The sequence below is a fragment of the Nocardioides faecalis genome, from assembly GCF_018388425.1.
In the GTDB taxonomy this organism is placed as follows: Bacteria; Actinomycetota; Actinomycetes; order Propionibacteriales; family Nocardioidaceae; genus Nocardioides; species Nocardioides faecalis.
In genome coordinates this window covers 1,186,205-1,204,952 of record NZ_CP074406.1, presented here as the reverse complement: position 1 = coordinate 1,204,952, position 18,748 = coordinate 1,186,205, and the positions used below count along the sequence as shown (strand labels likewise).

16 protein-coding genes are annotated in these 18,748 nt (G+C 73.0%); 7 read left to right on the top strand and 9 right to left on the bottom strand.

The window, feature by feature from the left end:
• Positions 1–48: 48 nt before the first annotated feature.
• Entirely contained in the window at positions 49–2,631 is a 2,583-nt protein-coding gene (gene glgP, locus KG111_RS05555) for an alpha-glucan family phosphorylase (RefSeq protein WP_205291681.1), read from the bottom strand.
• Positions 2,632–2,783: 152 nt separating this feature from the next.
• Here glgP and KG111_RS05550 point away from each other — a divergent pair, with 152 nt between their 5' ends.
• The 4 genes from KG111_RS05550 to KG111_RS05535 all read left to right on the top strand — a co-directional run bounded on the left by KG111_RS05550 (position 2,784) and on the right by KG111_RS05535 (position 9,312).
• The gene (locus tag KG111_RS05550) at positions 2,784–4,028 is read left to right on the top strand and encodes a molybdopterin molybdotransferase MoeA (RefSeq protein WP_205291682.1); all 1,245 of its coding nucleotides are present in this window, start codon (positions 2,784–2,786) and stop codon (positions 4,026–4,028) included.
• Between the two features lie 9 nt (positions 4,029–4,037).
• Complete coding sequence (locus KG111_RS05545; RefSeq protein ID WP_205291683.1) at positions 4,038–6,068, top strand: alpha-1,4-glucan--maltose-1-phosphate maltosyltransferase; 2,031 nt, start codon at positions 4,038–4,040, stop codon at positions 6,066–6,068.
• A gap of 77 nt (positions 6,069–6,145) precedes the next feature.
• The gene (gene treS / locus KG111_RS05540) at positions 6,146–7,840 is read left to right on the top strand and encodes a maltose alpha-D-glucosyltransferase (RefSeq protein WP_240195796.1); all 1,695 of its coding nucleotides are present in this window, start codon (positions 6,146–6,148) and stop codon (positions 7,838–7,840) included.
• Positions 7,840–9,312 (top strand): maltokinase N-terminal cap-like domain-containing protein, encoded by a 1,473-nt coding sequence (locus tag KG111_RS05535; RefSeq protein WP_205291685.1) that lies wholly within the window; start codon positions 7,840–7,842, stop codon positions 9,310–9,312. The genes treS and KG111_RS05535 overlap by 1 nt, the downstream gene beginning before the upstream one ends.
• Before the next feature lie 31 nt (positions 9,313–9,343).
• On the opposite strand, the gene KG111_RS05530 is transcribed toward KG111_RS05535, so the two are convergent.
• Genes KG111_RS05530 through KG111_RS05520 form a run of 3 tightly spaced genes read right to left on the bottom strand, consistent with a single transcriptional unit; the run spans position 9,344 to position 11,357 of the window.
• Positions 9,344–9,559 (bottom strand): helix-turn-helix domain-containing protein, encoded by a 216-nt coding sequence (locus KG111_RS05530; protein WP_205291686.1) that lies wholly within the window; start codon positions 9,557–9,559, stop codon positions 9,344–9,346.
• Complete coding sequence (locus KG111_RS05525; RefSeq protein WP_205291687.1) at positions 9,559–10,038, bottom strand: DUF2975 domain-containing protein; 480 nt, start codon at positions 10,036–10,038, stop codon at positions 9,559–9,561. The genes KG111_RS05530 and KG111_RS05525 overlap by 1 nt, the downstream gene beginning before the upstream one ends.
• 56 nt (positions 10,039–10,094) lie before the next feature.
• Positions 10,095–11,357 carry a multidrug effflux MFS transporter gene (locus tag KG111_RS05520; protein WP_205291688.1) on the bottom strand — a complete coding sequence of 421 codons (1,263 nt, stop codon included), beginning with the start codon at positions 11,355–11,357 and terminating at the stop codon, positions 10,095–10,097.
• 92 nt (positions 11,358–11,449) lie between these two features.
• Here KG111_RS05520 and glgB point away from each other — a divergent pair, with 92 nt between their 5' ends.
• Together glgB and KG111_RS05510 are read left to right on the top strand one after the other, a co-directional pair.
• Positions 11,450–13,543 carry a 1,4-alpha-glucan branching protein GlgB gene (glgB, locus tag KG111_RS05515; protein WP_205291689.1) on the top strand — a complete coding sequence of 698 codons (2,094 nt, stop codon included), beginning with the start codon at positions 11,450–11,452 and terminating at the stop codon, positions 13,541–13,543.
• Between the two features lie 4 nt (positions 13,544–13,547).
• A complete protein-coding gene (locus KG111_RS05510) occupies positions 13,548–14,324 on the top strand; it encodes an NUDIX hydrolase (RefSeq protein ID WP_205291690.1) in 777 nt (258 codons plus the stop codon).
• Here the strand turns inward: KG111_RS05510 and KG111_RS05505 are convergent.
• Positions 14,248–15,204, bottom strand: a complete 957-nt coding sequence (locus tag KG111_RS05505) for an EamA family transporter (RefSeq protein ID WP_249666314.1) — start codon at positions 15,202–15,204, stop codon at positions 14,248–14,250. The two genes, KG111_RS05510 and KG111_RS05505, sit on opposite strands and share 77 nt — an antisense overlap.
• A gap of 73 nt (positions 15,205–15,277) precedes the next feature.
• On the opposite strand from KG111_RS05505, the gene KG111_RS05500 reads away from it, so the two are divergent.
• Positions 15,278–16,198: a LysR family transcriptional regulator gene (locus tag KG111_RS05500; RefSeq protein ID WP_205291692.1), complete on the top strand. Its 921-nt coding sequence runs from the start codon at positions 15,278–15,280 to the stop codon at positions 16,196–16,198.
• On the opposite strand, the gene KG111_RS05495 is transcribed toward KG111_RS05500, so the two are convergent.
• The 4 genes from KG111_RS05495 to KG111_RS05480 form a co-directional block, all read right to left on the bottom strand.
• Positions 16,159–16,932 carry an EI24 domain-containing protein gene (locus tag KG111_RS05495; protein WP_205291693.1) on the bottom strand — a complete coding sequence of 258 codons (774 nt, stop codon included), beginning with the start codon at positions 16,930–16,932 and terminating at the stop codon, positions 16,159–16,161. The genes KG111_RS05500 and KG111_RS05495 overlap by 40 nt on opposite strands.
• A gap of 31 nt (positions 16,933–16,963) precedes the next feature.
• Positions 16,964–17,944, bottom strand: coding sequence for a co-chaperone YbbN (locus KG111_RS05490; protein ID WP_205291694.1), 981 nt, complete (start codon positions 17,942–17,944; stop codon positions 16,964–16,966).
• 23 nt (positions 17,945–17,967) lie between these two features.
• Positions 17,968–18,507: a PH domain-containing protein gene (locus tag KG111_RS05485; protein ID WP_240195758.1), complete on the bottom strand. Its 540-nt coding sequence runs from the start codon at positions 18,505–18,507 to the stop codon at positions 17,968–17,970.
• 63 nt (positions 18,508–18,570) lie between these two features.
• Positions 18,571–18,738, bottom strand: coding sequence for a hypothetical protein (locus KG111_RS05480; RefSeq protein WP_205291695.1), 168 nt, complete (start codon positions 18,736–18,738; stop codon positions 18,571–18,573).
• Between the last annotated feature and the right edge of the window lie 10 nt (positions 18,739–18,748).

Here is an 18,748-nt window from a genome sequence, read left to right as displayed (position 1 = left end):
GGGCAGTCCGGCCGCCGTGGCCGGGGCCGGGGGCCGGGTCGCCGGGCCTCAGGCGAAGGCGACGACGCCCAGCTCGGCGGGTGCGACCAGCAGTGGGTGGGTCGGCAGCACCCGGACGGTGTAGCCGAACGGGCCGGAGCGCGCGAGCGCGACCGTGCCGTCGAAGCGGTGCCGGTTGCCGTCGTAGGACTCGACGAGGGTGAGCGGCGTGACGCTGGGCGCCACGAGCGCATCCTCGGCGTCGACCCGGCCGTGCACCAGCTGCACCTCGACGTCGGCGGGCGACAGGTCGCCCAGCGCGACGTAGGCGTGCACCTCGATCTCGCTGCCGACCTCGGCGGCGTCACCCACGCCGTGCGGCTCGACGTGCTCGACCCGCACGCCCGACCAGCCGGCGCGGACCCGGGCCTTCCAGTCCGCCAGCTCCGCCGCTCCGCGGCCGGTGGCGGCCAGGGCCCGGGCGTTGCCCGCCGCCGGGGCGTAGAGCTGCGCGACGTAGTCGCGCACCATCCGGGTGGCGAGCACCTTGGGGCCGAGGGCGGCCCAGGTGTGGCGCAGCATCTCGACCCAGCGTCCGGGCACGCCGTCGGCATCGGTGTCGTAGAAGCGCGGCGCGATCTCGGTCTCGATGAGGTCGTAGAGCGCCGCGGCCTCCAGGTCGTCGCGGCGGTCGGGGTCGCCGGCCAGGGCGGGCGACTCCGCGGACGGGATGGGCCAGCCGAACTCCGGCTCGTACCACTCGTCCCACCAGCCGTCGAGGATGGAGAGGTTGAGCCCGCCGTTGAGCGCGGCCTTCATCCCGGAGGTGCCGCAGGCCTCATAGGGCCGCAGCGGGTTGTTCAGCCACACGTCGCACCCGGGGTAGAGCGGCAGCGCCAGGGAGATGTCGTAGTCGGGCAGGAAGACGATGCGGTGCCGCACGTCCTCGGCGTCGGCGAAGCGCACGAGCTCCTGGATGAGCCGCTTGCCGCCCTCGTCGGCGGGGTGCGCCTTGCCCGCGACCACCAGCTGCACCGGCCTGGCGGGGTCGAGCAGCAGCGCCTTGAGCCGGGCGGGGTCGCGCAGCATCAGGGTGAGGCGCTTGTAGGAGGGGACCCGGCGGGCGAAGCCGATGGTGAGCACGTCGGGGTCCAGCGCCTCGGCGATCCAGCCGAGCTCGGCCGGCGCGGCCCCGCGCTTGTCCCAGGACTCGCGCAGCCGGCGACGGGCGTCGGCGACGAGCCGCTCGCGCAGCAGCCGCTTCGTGCGCCAGACTTCCTGAGCGGGCGCCTGCGCGAGCGCCGCCCAGAAGCTCGCGTGGTCGTCGTCGTCGGGGTCGCCGCCCTGTGCGGCGGCCAGCGCGGACAGCTCGGGGGCCACCCAGGTGGGGGCGTGCACGCCGTTGGTGATCGAGGTGATCGGCACCTCGGCCTCGTCGAAGGCCGGCCACAGCCCGTTGAACATGCCCCGGCTCACGTGCCCGTGCAGCTGGGAGACGCCGTTGGCGCGCTGGGCGAGGCGGAACCCCATCACCGCCATGTTGAAGACGCCGGGGTCGCCGCCCTCGTAGTCCTCCGCACCGAGCGCGAGGACCTGCTCGACCGGGACGCCCGGGACGGCCACGCTCAGGTGCTGCTCCACCAGGTGGCGGGGGAACCTGTCGATGCCGGCCGGCACCGGGGTGTGGGTGGTGAAGACCGTGGAGGCGCGACCGGCCTCCAGCGCGGTGGCGACGTCGGTGTCGCCGGCATCGACCAGCTCACGGATCCGCTCCACGCCGAGGAACCCGGCGTGGCCCTCGTTGGTGTGGAACACCTCGGGCTCGGGGGCGCCGGTGATCCGGGAGTAGGCCCGCAGCGCACGCACGCCACCGACGCCGAGCAGCAGCTCCTGGCGCAGCCGGTGCTCGGTGTTGCCGCCGTAGAGCCGGTCGGTGACCATCCGGTAGTGCTCGGGGTTCTCCTCCAAGTCGGTGTCGAGCAGCAGCAGCGGCACCCGGCCCACCGAGGCGACCCACACGTGGGCGTGCAGCTCGGCCTCGGGCAGCCGGATCGAGATCGTGGTCGCCTCCCCCGACGGCTCGCGCAGCAGCGACAGCGGCAGTCCGTCAGGGTCGAGCACGGGGTAGCTCTCCAGCTGCCACGCGTCGCGCGAGAGCGACTGCTTGAAGTAGCCGTGCCGGTAGAACAGGCCGACGCCGAGGATGGGCACGCCCAGGTCGCTGGCCGCCTTGAGGTGGTCGCCGGCCAGGATGCCCAGGCCGCCGGAGTACTGCGGCAGCACGGCCGTGATGCCGAACTCCGGGGAGAAGTAGGCGACCGAGCGGGGCCAGGTGCCTTCGGGGTCCGCGGCGGCGGCGCGCTGGTACCACCGCTCGCCGGTCAGGTACGACGTCAGGTCGGCGCGCAGCTGCGCCAGTCGGGCAGCGAACTGCTCGTCCGCGGCCAGCTCGGCCCACCGCTGCGGGCTCACCTCGCCGAGGAGCCGCACCGGGTCGTGGCCCACCGCGTCCCAGCGCTCGGGGTCGACGGCGGCGAACAGCTCCTGCGTCGGTGCGTGCCACGACCAGCGCAGGTTGGCGGCGAGCTCGCCGAGCGCGGCGAGCCCGTCGGGGAGGACGGGGCGGACCGTGAACCTTCGGATCGCTCGCATGGTGCCGACCGTAGCCAATCTCGACTTGAACGTTCCAATCATCCGCTTCGAAACCGGCCGTAACCAAGGCGGCGCAGCGCGGTTGAGCAAAACGCGGGCGAGGTGGGTCATGGGGGCTACCTCGCCCGCGTATCTTTTCTAGGCTGGCCGCGATGAGCACCTCACTGCGCACCGTCGCCGAGCACCAGCAGCACGTCGCCGGCCTCCTCGTGCCCGACGGCCCGGCCGCCTCCGGGCCCGGCCGACCGCCCACCGAGACCGTCGACCTGGACGCGGCGCGGGGACGGGTGCTGGCCGCGCCGGTCCACGCCCCCGAGCCGCTGCCGGCCTTCGACAACTCCGCGATGGACGGCTACGCGGTGCGGGCCGTCGACGTGGCGGGCGCCACCGCGCAGCAGCCCGTGACGCTGCCTGTCGCCGGGGACGTGCCGGCCGGCGCCGCGCTCACCGACCTGGCGCCCGGCACCGCGCTGCGGATCATGACCGGAGCCCCGGTGCCCCGCGGGGCCGACGCGGTCGTGGAGGTGGAGGTCACCGACGGGGGCACCGACGTGGTGCGGATCGACGCCGCACGCGAGGCCGGTCGCTTCGTGCGGCCCGCCGGCTCCGACGTCTCCGCCGGGCAGCAGGTGCTCGCCGAGGGTGCCCTGCTCGGACCGGCCCAGGTCGGGCTGCTGGCCGCGCTCGGCATCACCCGGGTCGTCGTACGACGCCGGCCGCGGGTGCTGGTCGTGTCCACCGGCTCGGAGCTGGCCGAGGACCCGGTGCCCGGCGCCGGGCAGATCCGCGACGCCAACGGGGCGCTGCTGGCCGCCGCCGTCGCGGAGGCCGGCGGGGTCGCGGTGCGCCGGCTGTGGGTGGCCGACGACGTGCCGGCCTTCCTGGCGCTGCTGGACTCCGAGCTCGCCGGCGGCGACGTCGACCTCGTGCTCACCTCGGGCGGCGTCAGCGCCGGGGCCTACGAGGTGGTCAAGGAGGCGCTGGGCCCGCGCGGCGTCGAGTTCGTCAAGGTCGCCATGCAGCCGGGGATGCCGCAGGGCTCCGGCCTCGTCGGCGGCGTCCCGGTGGTCTGCCTGCCGGGCAACCCGGTCAGCGCGCTGACCTCCTTCGAGGTGTTCGTCCGGCCCGCGCTGCGCCGGGCCCACGGCCACCCCGTGCCGCACCGGCCGGTGCTGCGCGTCGCACTCACCGAGCCGCTGGTCCCGTTGGCCGGCAAGCGCCAGCTGCGCCGTGGCCGGCTCGACCGGGCCGCGGGCACCGTCACCCCCTGGGGACCGGCCGGATCGGGCTTCCTGGGCTGGTTCGCAGGCGCCGACGCGCTCATCGACCTACCACCCGCTGGCGCCCCGCTGAACGTCGGGGACGAGGTGGAAGTGTGGGATTTGGCCTCCGGCTAAGTTCTGCGCATGGTCGGACGCATCCCCGTGATCGACGTGACACCCGTGCTCGAAGCCGGTCCCGCAGGGGGCCGGCTTCCCGCTAAGGCGAGCCTCGGCGAGCCGCTGCCGGTACGAGCCACGGTGTTTCGTGAAGGACACGACAAGCTCGGCGCGGAGGTGGTCCTCGTCGCCCCGGACGGCTCGCGACGCGACCCGGTCCGGATGCGGTTGCTGCCGGTGACCGACCGGCACTCGGTGGACCGCTACGAGGCCTGGGTGCAGCCCGACAGCACCGGCCCCTGGGCCTTCGAGGTGCACGCCTGGTCCGACCCCGTCGCCACCTGGCAGCACGCCGCCGGCATCAAGATCCCCGCCGGGCTGGACGTCGAGCTGATGTTCGCCGAGGGCGCCCTGCTGTTGGAGCGGGTGCTCGCCGGGGTGCCGAAGCGCACCAAGGCCGGCAAGGCCGACGCCGAGATCCTCAAGGCCGCGCTCAGCGCCGCCCGCGACACCGACCGGCCCGTGGAGGCCCGGCTGGCGCAGCTGGAGTCGCCCGAGCTGCAGGCGGTGCTCACCGCCCGCCCGCTGCGCGACCTGCTCACCGTCGAAGGCCCCTTCGAGCTGTACGTCGACCGGCAGCGCGCGCTGTTCGGCAGCTGGTACGAGTTCTTCCCGCGCTCGGAGGGAGCGCGGCTCGACCCGGAGACGGGTGCGGTCGTCTCCGGCACGTTCCGCACCGCCGCCGAGCGGCTGCCGGCCGTGGCGCAGATGGGTTTCGACATCATCTACCTGCCTCCGATCCACCCGATCGGGGAGGTCAACCGCAAGGGACCCAACAACGCCGTGCTCGCCGCGGGCGAGCCCCTGCCCGCCGACTGGGCGGGATCGCCGTGGGCGATCGGCAGCCGCTTCGGCGGCCACGACGCGATCCACCCCGACCTCGGCACGCTCGCCGACTTCGACGCGTTCGTGGACCGGGCCCGCGGCCTCGGCCTGGAGGTCGCCCTCGACCTGGCACTGCAGGCCGCGCCGGACCACCCCTGGGTCGCCGCGCACCCGGAGTGGTTCACCACCCGCGCCGACGGCTCCATCGCCTACGCCGAGAACCCGCCGAAGAAGTACCAGGACATCTACCCGGTCAACTTCGACGCCCACGACTACGACCACCCCGAGTCCCTCGCGACCGAGGTGCTGCGCGTCGTACGGCACTGGATGGACCACGGGGTCCGGATCTTCCGGGTGGACAACCCGCACACCAAGCCGCCGGCCTTCTGGCAGTGGCTGCTGGCCAAGGTGCGCGAGTCCGACCCCGACGTGCTGTTCCTCTCCGAGGCGTTCACGAAGCCGCCGATGCTGCAGACGCTCGGCGCGATCGGGTTCCACCAGTCCTACACGTACTTCACCTGGCGCGTGACCAAGGAGGACCTCGAGGAGTACCTGCTCGAGGTCTCCCACGAGTCCGCGCACCGGGTGCGCCCCAACTTCTGGGTCAACACCCCCGACATCCTGCACGAGTTCCTGCAGTACGGCGGTCCGGCGGCGTTCCGGATCCGCGCGGTGCTCGCCGCGACCGGCTCGCCCAGCTGGGGCATGTACGCCGGCTACGAGCTGTGCGAGCACCTCGCGGTGCGTCCGGGCAGCGAGGAGTACCTGGACTCGGAGAAGTACCAGGTCCGGGTGCGCGACTGGAGCCGGGCGGAGGAGACCGGGCACGGCCTGCCGTCGTACGTCACCCGGCTGAACCGGGTGCGCCGCGCGCACCCCGCCCTGCAGCTGCTGCGCAACCTCACCGTGCACGCCACCGACTCCGAGCACGTGCTGTGCTTCAGCAAGAGCGCCGGTGAGGACCGGGTGATCGTGGTCGTCAACCTCGACCCGCACCAGGCCCGGGAGACGATGGTGCACCTGGACCTGCCCGCCCTCCGGCTGGCGCCGGGCGGCTCCTTCGTGGTGCGCGACGAGATGACCGGGTCGGCATGGACCTGGGGTGAGCACAATTACGTCAGGCTGGACCCGGCTCAGCCGGCCCACGTCCTGACCGTGGAGGGGAGCGCATGAGCGAGGTCTCGATCGGTTCGAGGAGCGGCGACACGACGGGCGGGGGCGGGGTCTCGAACTCCCCCACCGGCCGCAAGATGGTGCTCAACACCGAGCCCGAGTGGTTCCGCACCGCGGTGTTCTACGAGGTGCTGGTGCGCTCGTTCCGCGACTCCAACGGCGACGGCACCGGCGACTTCCGCGGCCTGACGGAGAAGCTGGACTACCTGCAGTGGCTCGGCGTGGACTGCCTGTGGGTGCCGCCGTTCTTCACCTCGCCGCTGCGCGACGGTGGGTACGACGTCGCGGACTACACCGGGATCCTGCCCGAGATCGGCACCACCGAGGACTTCCACGCCTTCCTCGACGCCGCGCACGAGCGGGGCATCCGGGTGATCATCGACTTCGTCATGAACCACACCAGCGACGCGCACCCGTGGTTCCAGGCCTCCCGCAGCGATCCCGAGGGTCCCTACGGCGACTTCTACGTGTGGTCCGACACCGACGAGCTCTATTCGGACGCCCGGATCATCTTCGTCGACACCGAGCCGTCGAACTGGACGTGGGACCCGGTGCGCCAGCAGTACTACTGGCACCGGTTCTTCCACCACCAGCCCGACCTCAACTTCGACAACCCGGCCGTCCACGACGCCATGATGGAGGCGATGGCGTTCTGGCTCGACATGGGCCTCGACGGCTTCCGCCTCGACGCGGTCCCCTACCTCTACGAGCGGCCCGGCACCAACGGCGAGAACCTGCCGGAGACGCACGAGTTCCTCAGGAAGGTGCGCCGCTTCGTCGACGAGAAGTACCCGGGCCGGGTGCTGCTGTGCGAGGCCAACCAGTGGCCGGCCGACGTGGTGGAGTACTTCGGCGACCCGAGCGTGGGTGGCGACGAGTGCCACATGGCCTTCCACTTCCCGGTGATGCCGCGCATCTTCATGGCGGTGCGCCGCGAGTCGCGGTTCCCGATCTCGGAGATCATGGAGCAGACGCCGCAGATCCCGGACGGGTGCCAGTGGGGCATCTTCCTGCGCAACCACGACGAGCTCACCTTGGAGATGGTGACCGACGAGGACCGCGACTACATGTGGGGCGAGTACGCCAAGGACCCCCGGATGAAGGCCAACATCGGCATCCGGCGACGGCTGGCCCCACTCCTCGACAACGACACCAACCAGATCGAGCTGTTCACCGCGCTGCTGCTGTCGCTGCCGGGCTCGCCGGTGCTCTACTACGGCGACGAGATCGGGATGGGCGACAACATCTGGCTCGGTGACCGCGACGCGGTCCGCACGCCGATGCAGTGGACTCCGGACCGCAACGCCGGGTTCTCCTCCGCCACCCCGGGCAAGCTGCACCTGCCGACCATCCAGGACCCGGTCTACGGCTACCAGAGCGTCAACGTGGAGGCGCAGCTGGAGAACCCCTCCTCGCTGCTGCACTGGACGCGGCGGATGATCCACATCCGCCGCCAGCACGACGCCTTCGGCCTGGGCACCTTCACCGACCTGGGCGGGTCGAACCCCACCGTGCTGTCCTACCTGCGCGAGCTGCCCGATCCCGAGGGCGGCGAGGACGACCTGATCCTGTGCGTGAACAACCTGTCCCGCTTCCCCCAGCCGGTGGAGCTGGACCTGCGCCGCTTCGAGGGCCGGGTGCCGGTCGAGCTGCTGGGCGGCGTCCCGTTCCCCGCGATCGGCGAGCTGCCGTACCTGCTCACCCTGAGCGGCCACGGGTTCTACTGGTTCCGGCTGACCGACCCCCACACGACCGGAAGGCCGGTGCTGTGATGGCCACCGCCAGCGAGCTGCTCACCCACGTCGACCACGAGGCGCTGCACGCCTACCTGGACCGGGCCCGATGGTTCGGCAGCAAGGGCCGCGGGTTCACCGTGAGCGAGGTCCACGTCCTGGGCGAGGTGGCCCCGCCGCCCGGCGAGGCGGCCGCGAGCCCGGCGCCCACCGACCACAGCACCCGGCCGGCCGAGGCCGCCCGGGAGCCGCGGGTCGTGGTCGCGCTGGCCGAGGTGGCCTTCGACGACGGCGGCGAGCCGGAGCGCTACCAGCTCCCGCTGGCGCTGTACGACGAGCCGCAGGAGCGTCTCGACCACGCGTTCGTCGGCCGCTGGCCCGCCCCTGACGGTGCCGCGACCGGTACCGCGACGGACGCCGGCGCCGAGGTGGTCGCCTACGACGCGGTGCAGGACCGGGCCGCCATGGCCCTGTACCTGCGCTCGTTCGAGACGGGCAGCGGCAGCGCGATCGGGTTCGTGCGCCTCGGTGGCCACGAGCTGGACCTCACCGCCCCGGGCAGCCCGTTCACCGGGGAGCAGTCGAACTCCTCTGTCTTCTTCGGCGAGGACTCGGTGCTCAAGCTGTTCCGCAAGGTGACGCCCGGGGAGAACCCCGACGTGACCACCCACCGGGTGCTGACCGAGGCCGGCTCCACGCACGTGGCACACCTGTACGGCTGGATCGAGCACGACGAGACCCACCTCGGCATGCTCCAGCAGTTCCTGCGCACGGCCAGCGACGGCTGGGGCATCGCACTGGCCAGCGTCCGCGACCTGTTCGCCGAGGCGGACCTGCACGCCGAGGAGGTCGGCGGCGACTTCGCCAGCGAGGCGGCGCGGCTCGGCGAGGCGCTGGCTGAGGTGCACGCCCAGCTGCGGGAGGCCTTCCCCACCGACACCGTCGACGCCGCTCACGTCGCGCAGGTGATGACCGACCGGCTCGAGGCAGCCATCGAGGTGGTGCCGCAGCTGGCCGAGCACGCGGACGCCGCGCGGGCGGTGTTCGCGGCGATGGCCGGGCTCGGCGAGCTGCCGGTGCAGCGCGTGCACGCCGACCTGCACCTGGGGCAGACGCTGCGCACGGTCGGCGGCTGGAAGCTCGTCGACTTCGAGGGCGAGCCAGCCAAGACCATGGACGAGCGGGTGCGCCCGGACAGCCCGTGGCGTGATGTCGCGGGGATGACCCGGTCCTTCGACTACGCCCCGCACGCGGTCGCCGCGTCAATGCCCGAGCAGGACCCCGACGTCCTGCACCAGCGTGCGATCCGCGCCGGCGAGTGGGCCCGGCGCAACCGCAAGGCGTTCCTGGCGGCGTACTGCGGCGACGCCGGGTTCGGTGCCGAGGACCGCACCCTGCTCACCGCCTACGTGGTGGACAAGGCGATCTACGAGTGCGTCTACGAGGCCCGCAACCGGCCGACGTGGCTGTCGATCCCGCTGGAGGGCGTCGCCCGGCTGACGAGCGACTGACGAGCGACTGACGACCGACCGCCCCGGGCGCTCAGGGCTCGCCGTCGGGCACGTACTCCAGCAGGTCGCCGGGCTGGCACTCCAGCACACGGCACATCGCCTCGAGCGTGGAGAAGCGGACGGCCTTGGCGCGCCCGTTCTTCAGCACCGCGACGTTGGCCGGGGTGAGCCCGACTCGCTCGGCGAACTCGCCCACGCCCATCTTGCGGCGGGCGAGCTCGAGGTCGATGCGGACCACGATCGGCATCAGATCACCGAGTCCAGGTCCGAGCGCAGGTCGGTGGCCTGGCGCAGCAGCTCCCGCATCACCACGACCAGCAGGCCGAGCGCTCCCCCGGCGAGGAGAAGCAGGATGATCAGCAGCGGCCCCGCGGGATCGTCCCAGTAGCCGGCCAGGCCGAGCAGGATCCCGGCGAGCAGGAGCCAGCCGACGCCGATCGCGGCGATGATCGCGTCCACCCAGCGCAGCGAGGCGGCAGTGAAGATGCGGTCGCGGGCGACCATCGTCAGCAGGCGCCAGGTGCACACGATCACCACCTGGACGCATCCGATCACGAGGATCGCCACGATCGTCAGGGGCCAGCGCAGCTCGGCGTCCTCGGGGTTCTCCTCGGCCATGTGCCGGAACTGACCGGGCATCGAGAACACCTGGAGCAGCACCAGCATCGCGAAGCTCGCCACGAGCGTCGCGCGAAGCGGGAGGACCGCTCGACGTACGACAGTCATGAGTCGAGCATCGCTCGGAATCTATCGAAGATCAATAGATCGGCACGATCGGCCCCTCAGGAAAGCTCGGCCGGGCTGCCAGCCGCTGCCCGGCGCACCGCGCAGTCGCGGTCCTCGAGCACGCAGTGCCACAGCCAGAGGAGCTGGCCGGCCACCACGCCCACCCCTGCCGCGGCCGCGAACGCCAGCGCGGAGCCACCCAGGTGCGGGGTGAGCGCGGTGGCCGCGACGGCGTTGAGCGCCAGACTGAGGAACATCGACAGCGAGGCGACCGCACCGAGCCGGTCCAGGAACAGGTCCAGCATCACCAGCTGCAGCGTCGGGTAGGTCATGCCGTTGCCCAGGGCCAGCAGGCCCAGCCCCACGACCGCCCACGGCAGCCGGGTGCCGGCCGGCGTCGCCGCCACCACCACGCCCACCACGCCGCCGAGCAGGGCGACGGCGCAGCCGATCGAGGTCAGCCGCCGCGCCGTCATCCGTCCCGCGGCGCGCCCGCACAACCACGAGCCGAACGACATCGCGCCGATCATGGGCACGAAGAGCTTCCAGTAGTCGAGCTCGCCCTGGCCCAGGATGTCGACGACGAAGATCGAGGCGCCACCGATGTAGAGGAACTGCGCGCCGAAGATCAGTGCCGTCGCCCAGGCCAGCCGTTGGAAGGCCGCGACGCGGGCGACGTCGCGCAGGCTGGCCAGCACCGCCCTCACCCGCAGCGCGGAGCGTCGCTCCACCGGCAGCGACTCCGGCAGCAGTGTCAGCACCGCGACCGCCAGGGCGATGCCGAGACCGACCTGGAAGCAGAAGACGGCCGGCCACTCCCCCAGGCGCAGCATCGCGCCGCCCAGCACCGGCCCGATCGCCGGCGCGATCCCGAAGATCACCGCGACCCGGCTCATCAGCCGCTGGGCGGTCGCACCGGTGAACAGGTCGCGGATCACGGTGCGGCTGACGATGGTCGCCCCGCCGGCGCTGAGCCCTTGCACCGCCCGGCCCACGAGCAGCCAGCCGAGGGTGGGCGCCACCGCGCAGCCCACCGACGCCACGACGTACACCGTGAGGGAGGCCAGCATCACCGGCCGCCGGCCGAGGGCGTCGGAGATCGGGCCGTGCAGCACGGACATCAACGCGAAGCAGCCCAGGTAGACCGAGACGACCAGCTGCAGCTCCGCGGCGCTCGCACCGAGGTCCGCGCCCATCTGCGCGAAGGCGGGAAACGGGGTGTCGATGCTGAACGGCCCGATCATCGACAAGAACGCCAGCACGGCCGGGACGACGACCATCAGCCGCCATGACGCGGGCGCGGACCCCGAGCTGCTCACCCGCCCATCCCACACCCGGAGCCCCGAACCCCGCACCTGCGCGTGTTCGCGCGTCCTGGGGGGCTTGGGCGGACGTGGCTAAAGTCAGGTAGATGCCGCCCTCCGAGAGCCGCACCCCGACCTCCTTCGTGGGCGAGATGGACCTCCACCTCGTCGCCGAAGGCCGCCACGAGCTGCTCTGGCAGGTCCTCGGCGCCCACGTGCGCACCGAGCCGACGCCAGGCACCTCGTTCGTCGTCTGGGCGCCGAAAGCCCGCCAGGTGGCGGTCATCGGCGACTTCAACGGCTGGGACGGCCAGGCCCACCGGATGGAGTCGATCGGCTCCGGGCTGTGGGAGGCCTTCGTCCCCGGCGCGGGTGAGGGTGCCTGCTACAAGTACCTGATCGAGGGCGCCGACGGCGTGTGGCGCGAGAAGGCCGACCCGATGGCCTTCCACAGTCAGGTGGCGCCCGAGACGGCCTCCCGCGTCTACACCTCCCGCCACGTCTGGCACGACGAGGAGTGGCTCGCCGAGCGGGCCCGGCGGCAACCGGTCAACGAGCCGATGGCCACCTACGAGATGCACCTGGGGTCCTGGAAGCGCCACCCCGACGGCTCCTACTGGACCTACGACGAGCTCGCCGCGGACCTGCCCGGCTACCTGGCCGACCTCGGCTTCACCCACGTCGAGCTGATGCCGGTCATGCAGCACCCGTTCGGCGGCTCGTGGGGCTACCACGTCACGTCGTACTTCGCCCCCGACCCGCGCTTCGGCGACCCGGACGGGTTCCGACGACTGGTGGAGGCCCTGCACGCCGCCGGCATCGCGGTGATCCTGGACTGGGTCCCCGGGCACTTCGCCACCGACGAGTGGGCGCTGGTGCGCTTCGACGGCACGCCGACCTACGAGCACCCCGACCCCCAACGCGGCTGGCACCCGGAGTGGGGCTCCTACATCTTCGACTTCGGCCGCCCCGAGGTGCGCAACTTCCTGGTCGCCAACGCGCTGTACTGGCTGGAGGAGTACCACGTCGACGGCCTGCGCGTGGACGGCGTGGCCTCCATGCTCTACCTCGACTACGGCCGCAACGACGGCGAGTGGACGCCGAACCGGCACGGCGGCCACGAGCACCTGGAGGCCGTGCAGTTCCTCCAGGAGCTCAACGCCACCGCCTACAAGCGGGTGCCCGGCATCGTCACCATCGCCGAGGAGTCCACGGCCTGGCCGGGTGTCACCGGCGCGACCTCGGGCGGCGGGCTCGGCTTCGGCTTCAAGTGGAACATGGGCTGGATGCACGACAGCCTGCGCTACCTCGCGCACGAGCCGGTGCACCGCGCCTACCACCACGACGAGATGGCGTTCTCCCTGGTCTATGCGTTCTCGGAGAACTACGTGCTGCCGCTGAGCCACGACGAGGTCGTGCACGGCAAGGGCTCGCTGCTGCGCAAGATGCCCGGCGACCGATGGCAGCAGCTCGCCACCCTGCGCGCCTACCTGGCCTACATGTGGGCCCACCCCGGCAAGCAGCTGCTGATGATGGGCAGCGAGTTCGCCCAGGACTCCGAGTGGGCCGAGTCCCGTGAGCTGGACTGGTTCCTGCTCGCCGACTCCGGGCACCGCGGCCTGCACGACATGGTCCGCGACCTCAACAGCCGCTACCGCGAGCACGCGGCGCTGTGGCGCCTGGACCACGACCCCGCCGGCTTCGCGTGGATCGACGCGCAGGACGCCGGGCACAACACGTTCGCCTTCACCCGCCGCGCCCCCGGCGAGCCGGACCTGGTGTGCGTGACCAACTTCGCCGCGGTGCCGCACGACTACACGCTGAGCCTGCCGGTCGCCGGTGAGTGGGCCGAGGTGCTCAACACCGACGCGGCGGCGTACGGCGGCAGCGGGGTGGGCAACCTCGGGGTGGTGCACGCGGTGCCGACGCCGGCGATGCAGGCGCAGGCACCCGGAGGCAGCCCGGCGCAGGCGTCCCTGGTCCTGCCGCCGCTGGCGACGCTGTGGCTGCGTGCCCCCGATGCGCCCGCGGCCGCCGTTCCCGCTCCACCGGTCGCGGAGGAGTCCCGCACCGCCGACCTGCGGACCGCCGAGCTGGGCGCGGACCCGGCCGAGGCGACCGGTCCGACGTCGTCGGCGGGTCCCGCACTCGATGTGACGCGCACCACGGACGCGGGGCCCGGGAGCGCTCCTCTAAGGTGAGTCTGTGTCCGATCCGAGCGTCAGCCACAGCACCGTCGACGACGGCACCGCTCGGCTGACCTGGACCTCCGACCTCACCGACCGCGGCTGGCGCTCGGCTGTCGACATCGTGCGCCGGCAGGCCGCCGCCGCACTGGTGGACCATGACCGAGTCGAGGTGAAGGTCGCCACCGACGACGAGGAGGGCCAGCGGATCGCGACGTGGGCCGGCCTGCAGCGCGAGGGGGTGCAGCGCGGCCGCACCGGCGACGTGGTGGTCTACGCCCGGCTCGCCGACGACGTGCCGGTGCACGAGCCGGCGGGCTTCCGCTCCCTGCTCAACGCGTTCCTGCCCCGCAAGCGCGGGATCGCGCAGATGTTGGTCCGCGACGACACCCCCGGCCCCGAGCCGCGGGTGCTGATGTGCAACCTGACCTACAAGAGCGACTGGGACCTGCCCGGCGGCGTCGTCGAGGTCGGTGAGTCGCCCCGGCTCGCGGTCTCCCGCGAGCTCGAGGAGGAGCTGCAGCTGCGGATCACCGCCGGCGGCCTGGTGCTGACCGACTGGATGCCGCCGTGGGGCGGCTGGGACGACGCCCTCTGCCTGGTCTTCGACGGCGGCGCCCACCCCGAAGCCCTCGCCGATCAGGTGGTGCCGCAGGCCCGCGAGATCATCGCGGCGCAGTTCCTCACCCTGAGCGAGATCGACGAGCGCGCCACCGACTTCACGGCGCGGCGGGTGCGGGCGGCACTGGCGAGCCTGGCCGGGACGGGGCCGTCGTACACCGAGTCCGGTCGCTGAGCGCCTCCCTCGCCACCCGCCGCCCACCTCGCTGGGCGACGAGCACCCCGGCGACCAGCAGCACCCCGCCGGCCAGCTCGCCGGGTGAGGGCACCTCGTCGAGCAGCAGCCACGCGGAGCCGATCGCCACCGGCGGCACGAGCAGGATCCACGGCACCACCTCGGAGGAGGGGTGGCGGGCGAGCAGGCTGTTGAAGATGCCGTAGCCGACGAGCGAGGCGAGGCCGGCGGTGTAGAGGGTGGAGAGCGCCGCCTTCCAGCCGAAGGCCGCAGCGGCTGCCGACAGGGTCCCGGGGCCGTCCAGCGCCACCGCGAGCAGCAGCAGCGGGACGGGCACGACGAGCGCCGACCACACGGTCATCGACAGCCCGCCGGCCGCGCCGCCGGCACCGGAGGTGCGCGCGACGACGTTGCCGATCGCCCACATCAGCGCGGCCCCCAGGCACAGCAGGAGCCCGAGCAGCGCGACGTGCCCGCCGCGGCCGAACCCGACCACCACCAGCCCGACGGCGCCGAGCAGGACCCCGATCGCCTGCGCCCGGGTGGGCCGCTCCCGCAGCGCGACGGCGGAGATCGCGATCGTCAACGCCACCTGCGCCTGCAGCACCAGCCCGGCCAGCCCGGGTGGCAGGCCGACGTCGAGGGCGACGTAGAGCAGGCCGAACTGGCCCAGCGACATGAAGGTCCCCACCGCCGCGACGGTGCGCCAGCCCACGGCGGGCGGCGGCACCAGCAGGACGGCCGGCACGATGACGGCGAGGAACCGCACCGCCAGGAACACCAGTGGCGGCACGTCGCCCATGCCCCAGTCGATCACGACGAAGTTGACGCCCCAGATGGCGGCGACGAGGGCGGCGAGCGACTGTTCCCGGCGGTTCACCGGACCAGCATCGAGCACCTCGACCCTGTAGCACCAGCGAACAAACATGCATGTCTTCATGTAGCGTCGCTGCATGATCGATCTCGACGCGCTCGCCGGCCTGCGGGCCGTCGCCACCCACGGCTCCGTGGTGGCCGCGGCGGCGGCCACCGGCTTCACCCCCAGCGCCATCTCCCAGCAGGTCAAGCGGCTCGAGCGACAGACCGGGGTGCCGCTGCTGGAGCGGGTGGGCCGCGGGGTGATGCTGACCAGCCACGGCCTGCACCTGGTCGAGTCCAGCCGGCGCGTGCTCGCCGAGCTGGAGGAGCTGGAGGCCGGGCTGCAGCGCCGGGCGGGCGTGGTGAGTGGACAGGTCCGGCTCGCGGCGTTCTCCACGGCGATGCGCGGGCTGGTCGCGCCGATCGTGCGGCGGCTGCGCGAGGAGCACCCCGAGCTGCGGCTCACCCTGACCGAGCACGAGCCGTGGGACACCGTCGACCTGGTCGCCGGCGGCGAGGTGGAGATCGGCGTCGTGCACCGGTGGGGTGGCGTCGCGCTGGCCGTGCCCGAGCACGTCGTCACCACTCCCCTGGCCGGCGACGTCGCCGACCTCGTCGTGCACCGCGAGCACCCGCTGGCCACACGCAGCAGCGTCACCCCGCACGACCTGCTGGAGGTGGACTGGGTAGCCACCTCCGAGGGCACCATCTGCCGGCAGTGGCTGGGCCGGATGTACGACGGCACCGGCCGGGGGCCGCGGATCGCCCACGTCAGCGCGGAGTTCGACTCCCACCTCGCCCTCGTCGCGGCCGGGCTGGGGGTGGCGCTGGTGCCGCGCATGGGGCGGGCCCCGTTGGGCGAGGCGCTGGTCGCCGTACCGGTGCGCGACCCGGAGCCGGTGCGTCTCGTCGATGCACTGCACCGCCGCACGATGGCGGACTCCCCTGCCGTGACCGCGGTGCTGGACGCGCTGGCTCAGGCGGGCTCGGAGCCCAGCGCCTCCCGCGCGAGGTAGGTGGCGCCGGCGACGGCGGCCGGCATCACGGCGATCCCGCCCAGCGGCACCAGGAAGCAGGCCTGCACGCTGATCCCGAAGCCGAGCATCGCCCCGCGGTGACGCCGCATCAGGGCGGCTCGCGCCCGGCGGTCCAGGCCGCGGGCCTCCAGCGGGCGGGAGACGAGCTCGCCGGCCAGCAGCCTGCCCGAGACGAGGAGCCCGAGCACCGCGCCCAGCACCGCGCCGACGAAGGGCAGCAGCCCCACCACGAAGACGCAGAGCCCGGTCAGCGCGCCGAGCACGACGAGCACCAGCCCGTCGCGGGCCCCACGCAGCCAGCCGACCCCGGCCTCGGGGACCTCGCCGCCCAGCGAGCGCTCCACCTCGGCCCAGATCCGGGCGTAGAAGGGGTCGCCCACGGCGAGGGTGAGCCCGGTGAAGGTGACCACGGCCAGCATGGCCGCCCCGGCCAGCACCGCGAGGCCGAGGAGGAACCGGAGCGGAGTGCGCACGCCGGCGTCCCAGCCGTCGGCGAACGGCGTGGCCCAGGCGACGAGGTCGTCGACCCAGAAGAGCAGCGTCACGAACACGGCCGCGAGCAGCAGCGCGACGATCAGGGCCGGTACGACGCCCAGCAGCATCAGGCCGGGCCGGGTGCGCCACAGCCGGGCGCCGCGGAGCAGGAAGCCCGCGCCCTGGGCGAAACCCAGCGCCGGGGCCGCGCCCGCGCCCACCGTCGGCAGGGTGGTCATCGTCCTCGGTCCCGCGCTCGCTCGGCCGGGCTCAGAACAGCGCCGAGGCCAGCGCCTGGCGGCCCTTGAGCACCCGCGGGTCGTCGTTGCCGACGGCGGCGAACAGGCCGACGAGGTGCTCGCGGGCGCGGTCACGGTCCTTGCCTGCGGTGCGGCGCACCAGCTCGACCAGCCGGGCGAAGGCGTCCTCGACGTGGCCGCCGAGCATGTCCAGGTCGGCGACCATGGTCTGCGCGTCGACGTCGTCGGGAGCGGCGGCGGCCGCGGCGCGGGCGGCGTTGAGGTCCACGCCCTGGGTGCGCTGCAGCACCTTGGCCATGGCCAGGCCGGCGGCGGCCTCGTGGTCGGCGGGGTTGGCGTCCACCAGCTTCTGGTACTCCGCCACCGCACGGTCGATGTCGCCGTCGGCCAGCGCGTCCTGCGCGGGAGCGTAGCGGGGGTCGATCTCGGGCTCCTCGCCCTCGGTGGTGGCCGCGGCCGCGCCGCCGAACGCGTGGGGTGCGTGGTGCCCGGCGATGCCCTGTGCGGTGAGCTGCTGGGCCAGCTGGTTGAACAGCGCCCGGATGTCCTCGATCGGCGCGGCGCCGGGGATCGGCTGGGTGGCGGGACGGCCGTCGAGGATCACCAGCATCAGCGGGACCTGCGGGATCTGCATGGCCTGGGCGATCTGCGGCACGGCGTCCACGTCGATGGTCGCGGCGAGGAACCGGCCGTCGTACTCGTCGGCGACGGTGATCACGTCGGCGGCGAGCTGGGTGCTCTCCGGGGACTGGCTCGGGGAGTGGAAGACGAGGACGACCGGAGCGGTCATGGAGGCTTCCAGGACGCTTTGGAAGTTGCTCTCGTCGACGGCCACGGAGTACGCCGAGCCGCCGCCGGCGGGCTCGCCGGCACCACCGGCGGGAGCACCGGGCGCGGCCGGCCGGCCGGCACCGGGGCCGGCGGGCGCCGGACGCTTCTTGAGCGCGGAGAGGTCGATCGCTCCGGGACGGGAGAACGGCTGCTGCGACATGTGAGCAATCCTACGGAGAGGGATCAGTTCGGGATGCGGGGGCCGCGCAGACCGGCGCGTTGGACGACCCGCTGGATGGCGAGGTCGCGCTCGTCGGGCCGGCCGACGTAGCGGATGTCGCGCAGGCCCTGCTCCTGGGCGGCGGACTCGAAGCAGAAGTGGCCGAAGCCGAGCAGCCGTCCGTGCAGCGGCTTGCGCACGGAGATGTCCAGGATCCGGCTCAGCGGCATCGTCGCCAGGTGCTGCGACAGCACGCCGTGGACCCGGAACACCCGCATGTTCGTGATCACGAACCGGTCGCGCAGCACGGCCAGCCAGCCCCACGCGGCGTGCAGCAGCAGGGCGATGGCCACCACGAGGAGGATCCAGGCGACCTCGACGCTGACGAACCAGCTGGTCACCATCAGCAGCGCCGCGAGCACGCCCTCGGCGCCCGGGCGCAGGAAGGCGTACCAGTGGTGCATCACCTCGTCGACGACGACCTCGCCCTCCTCGCGCAGGAGGTGCTTGCCGATCCGGGGGTCTCCGAGTCGGGCCATCACGTCCCCGAGGAAGCGGATCATCGCGTCACCTCCCGGTCGTCGGCGGGTGCCCGCCCGCCGGCAGCAGGCCCGCCGAGGTGCTGGCTAGAGGGCACCGACGAAGTCGATGATGCCGGTGAAGAGCTGGGTGGCCAGCGCCCAGGCCCCGCCGCCCACGGTCTTGGCGGTGGTGGCCAGGCCGCTGGGGTCGGTGAACATCCAGAAGCCGAGGAACACGATCGCCACGACACCGATCAGCTTCTTGCCGTCCATGTGCGATGGT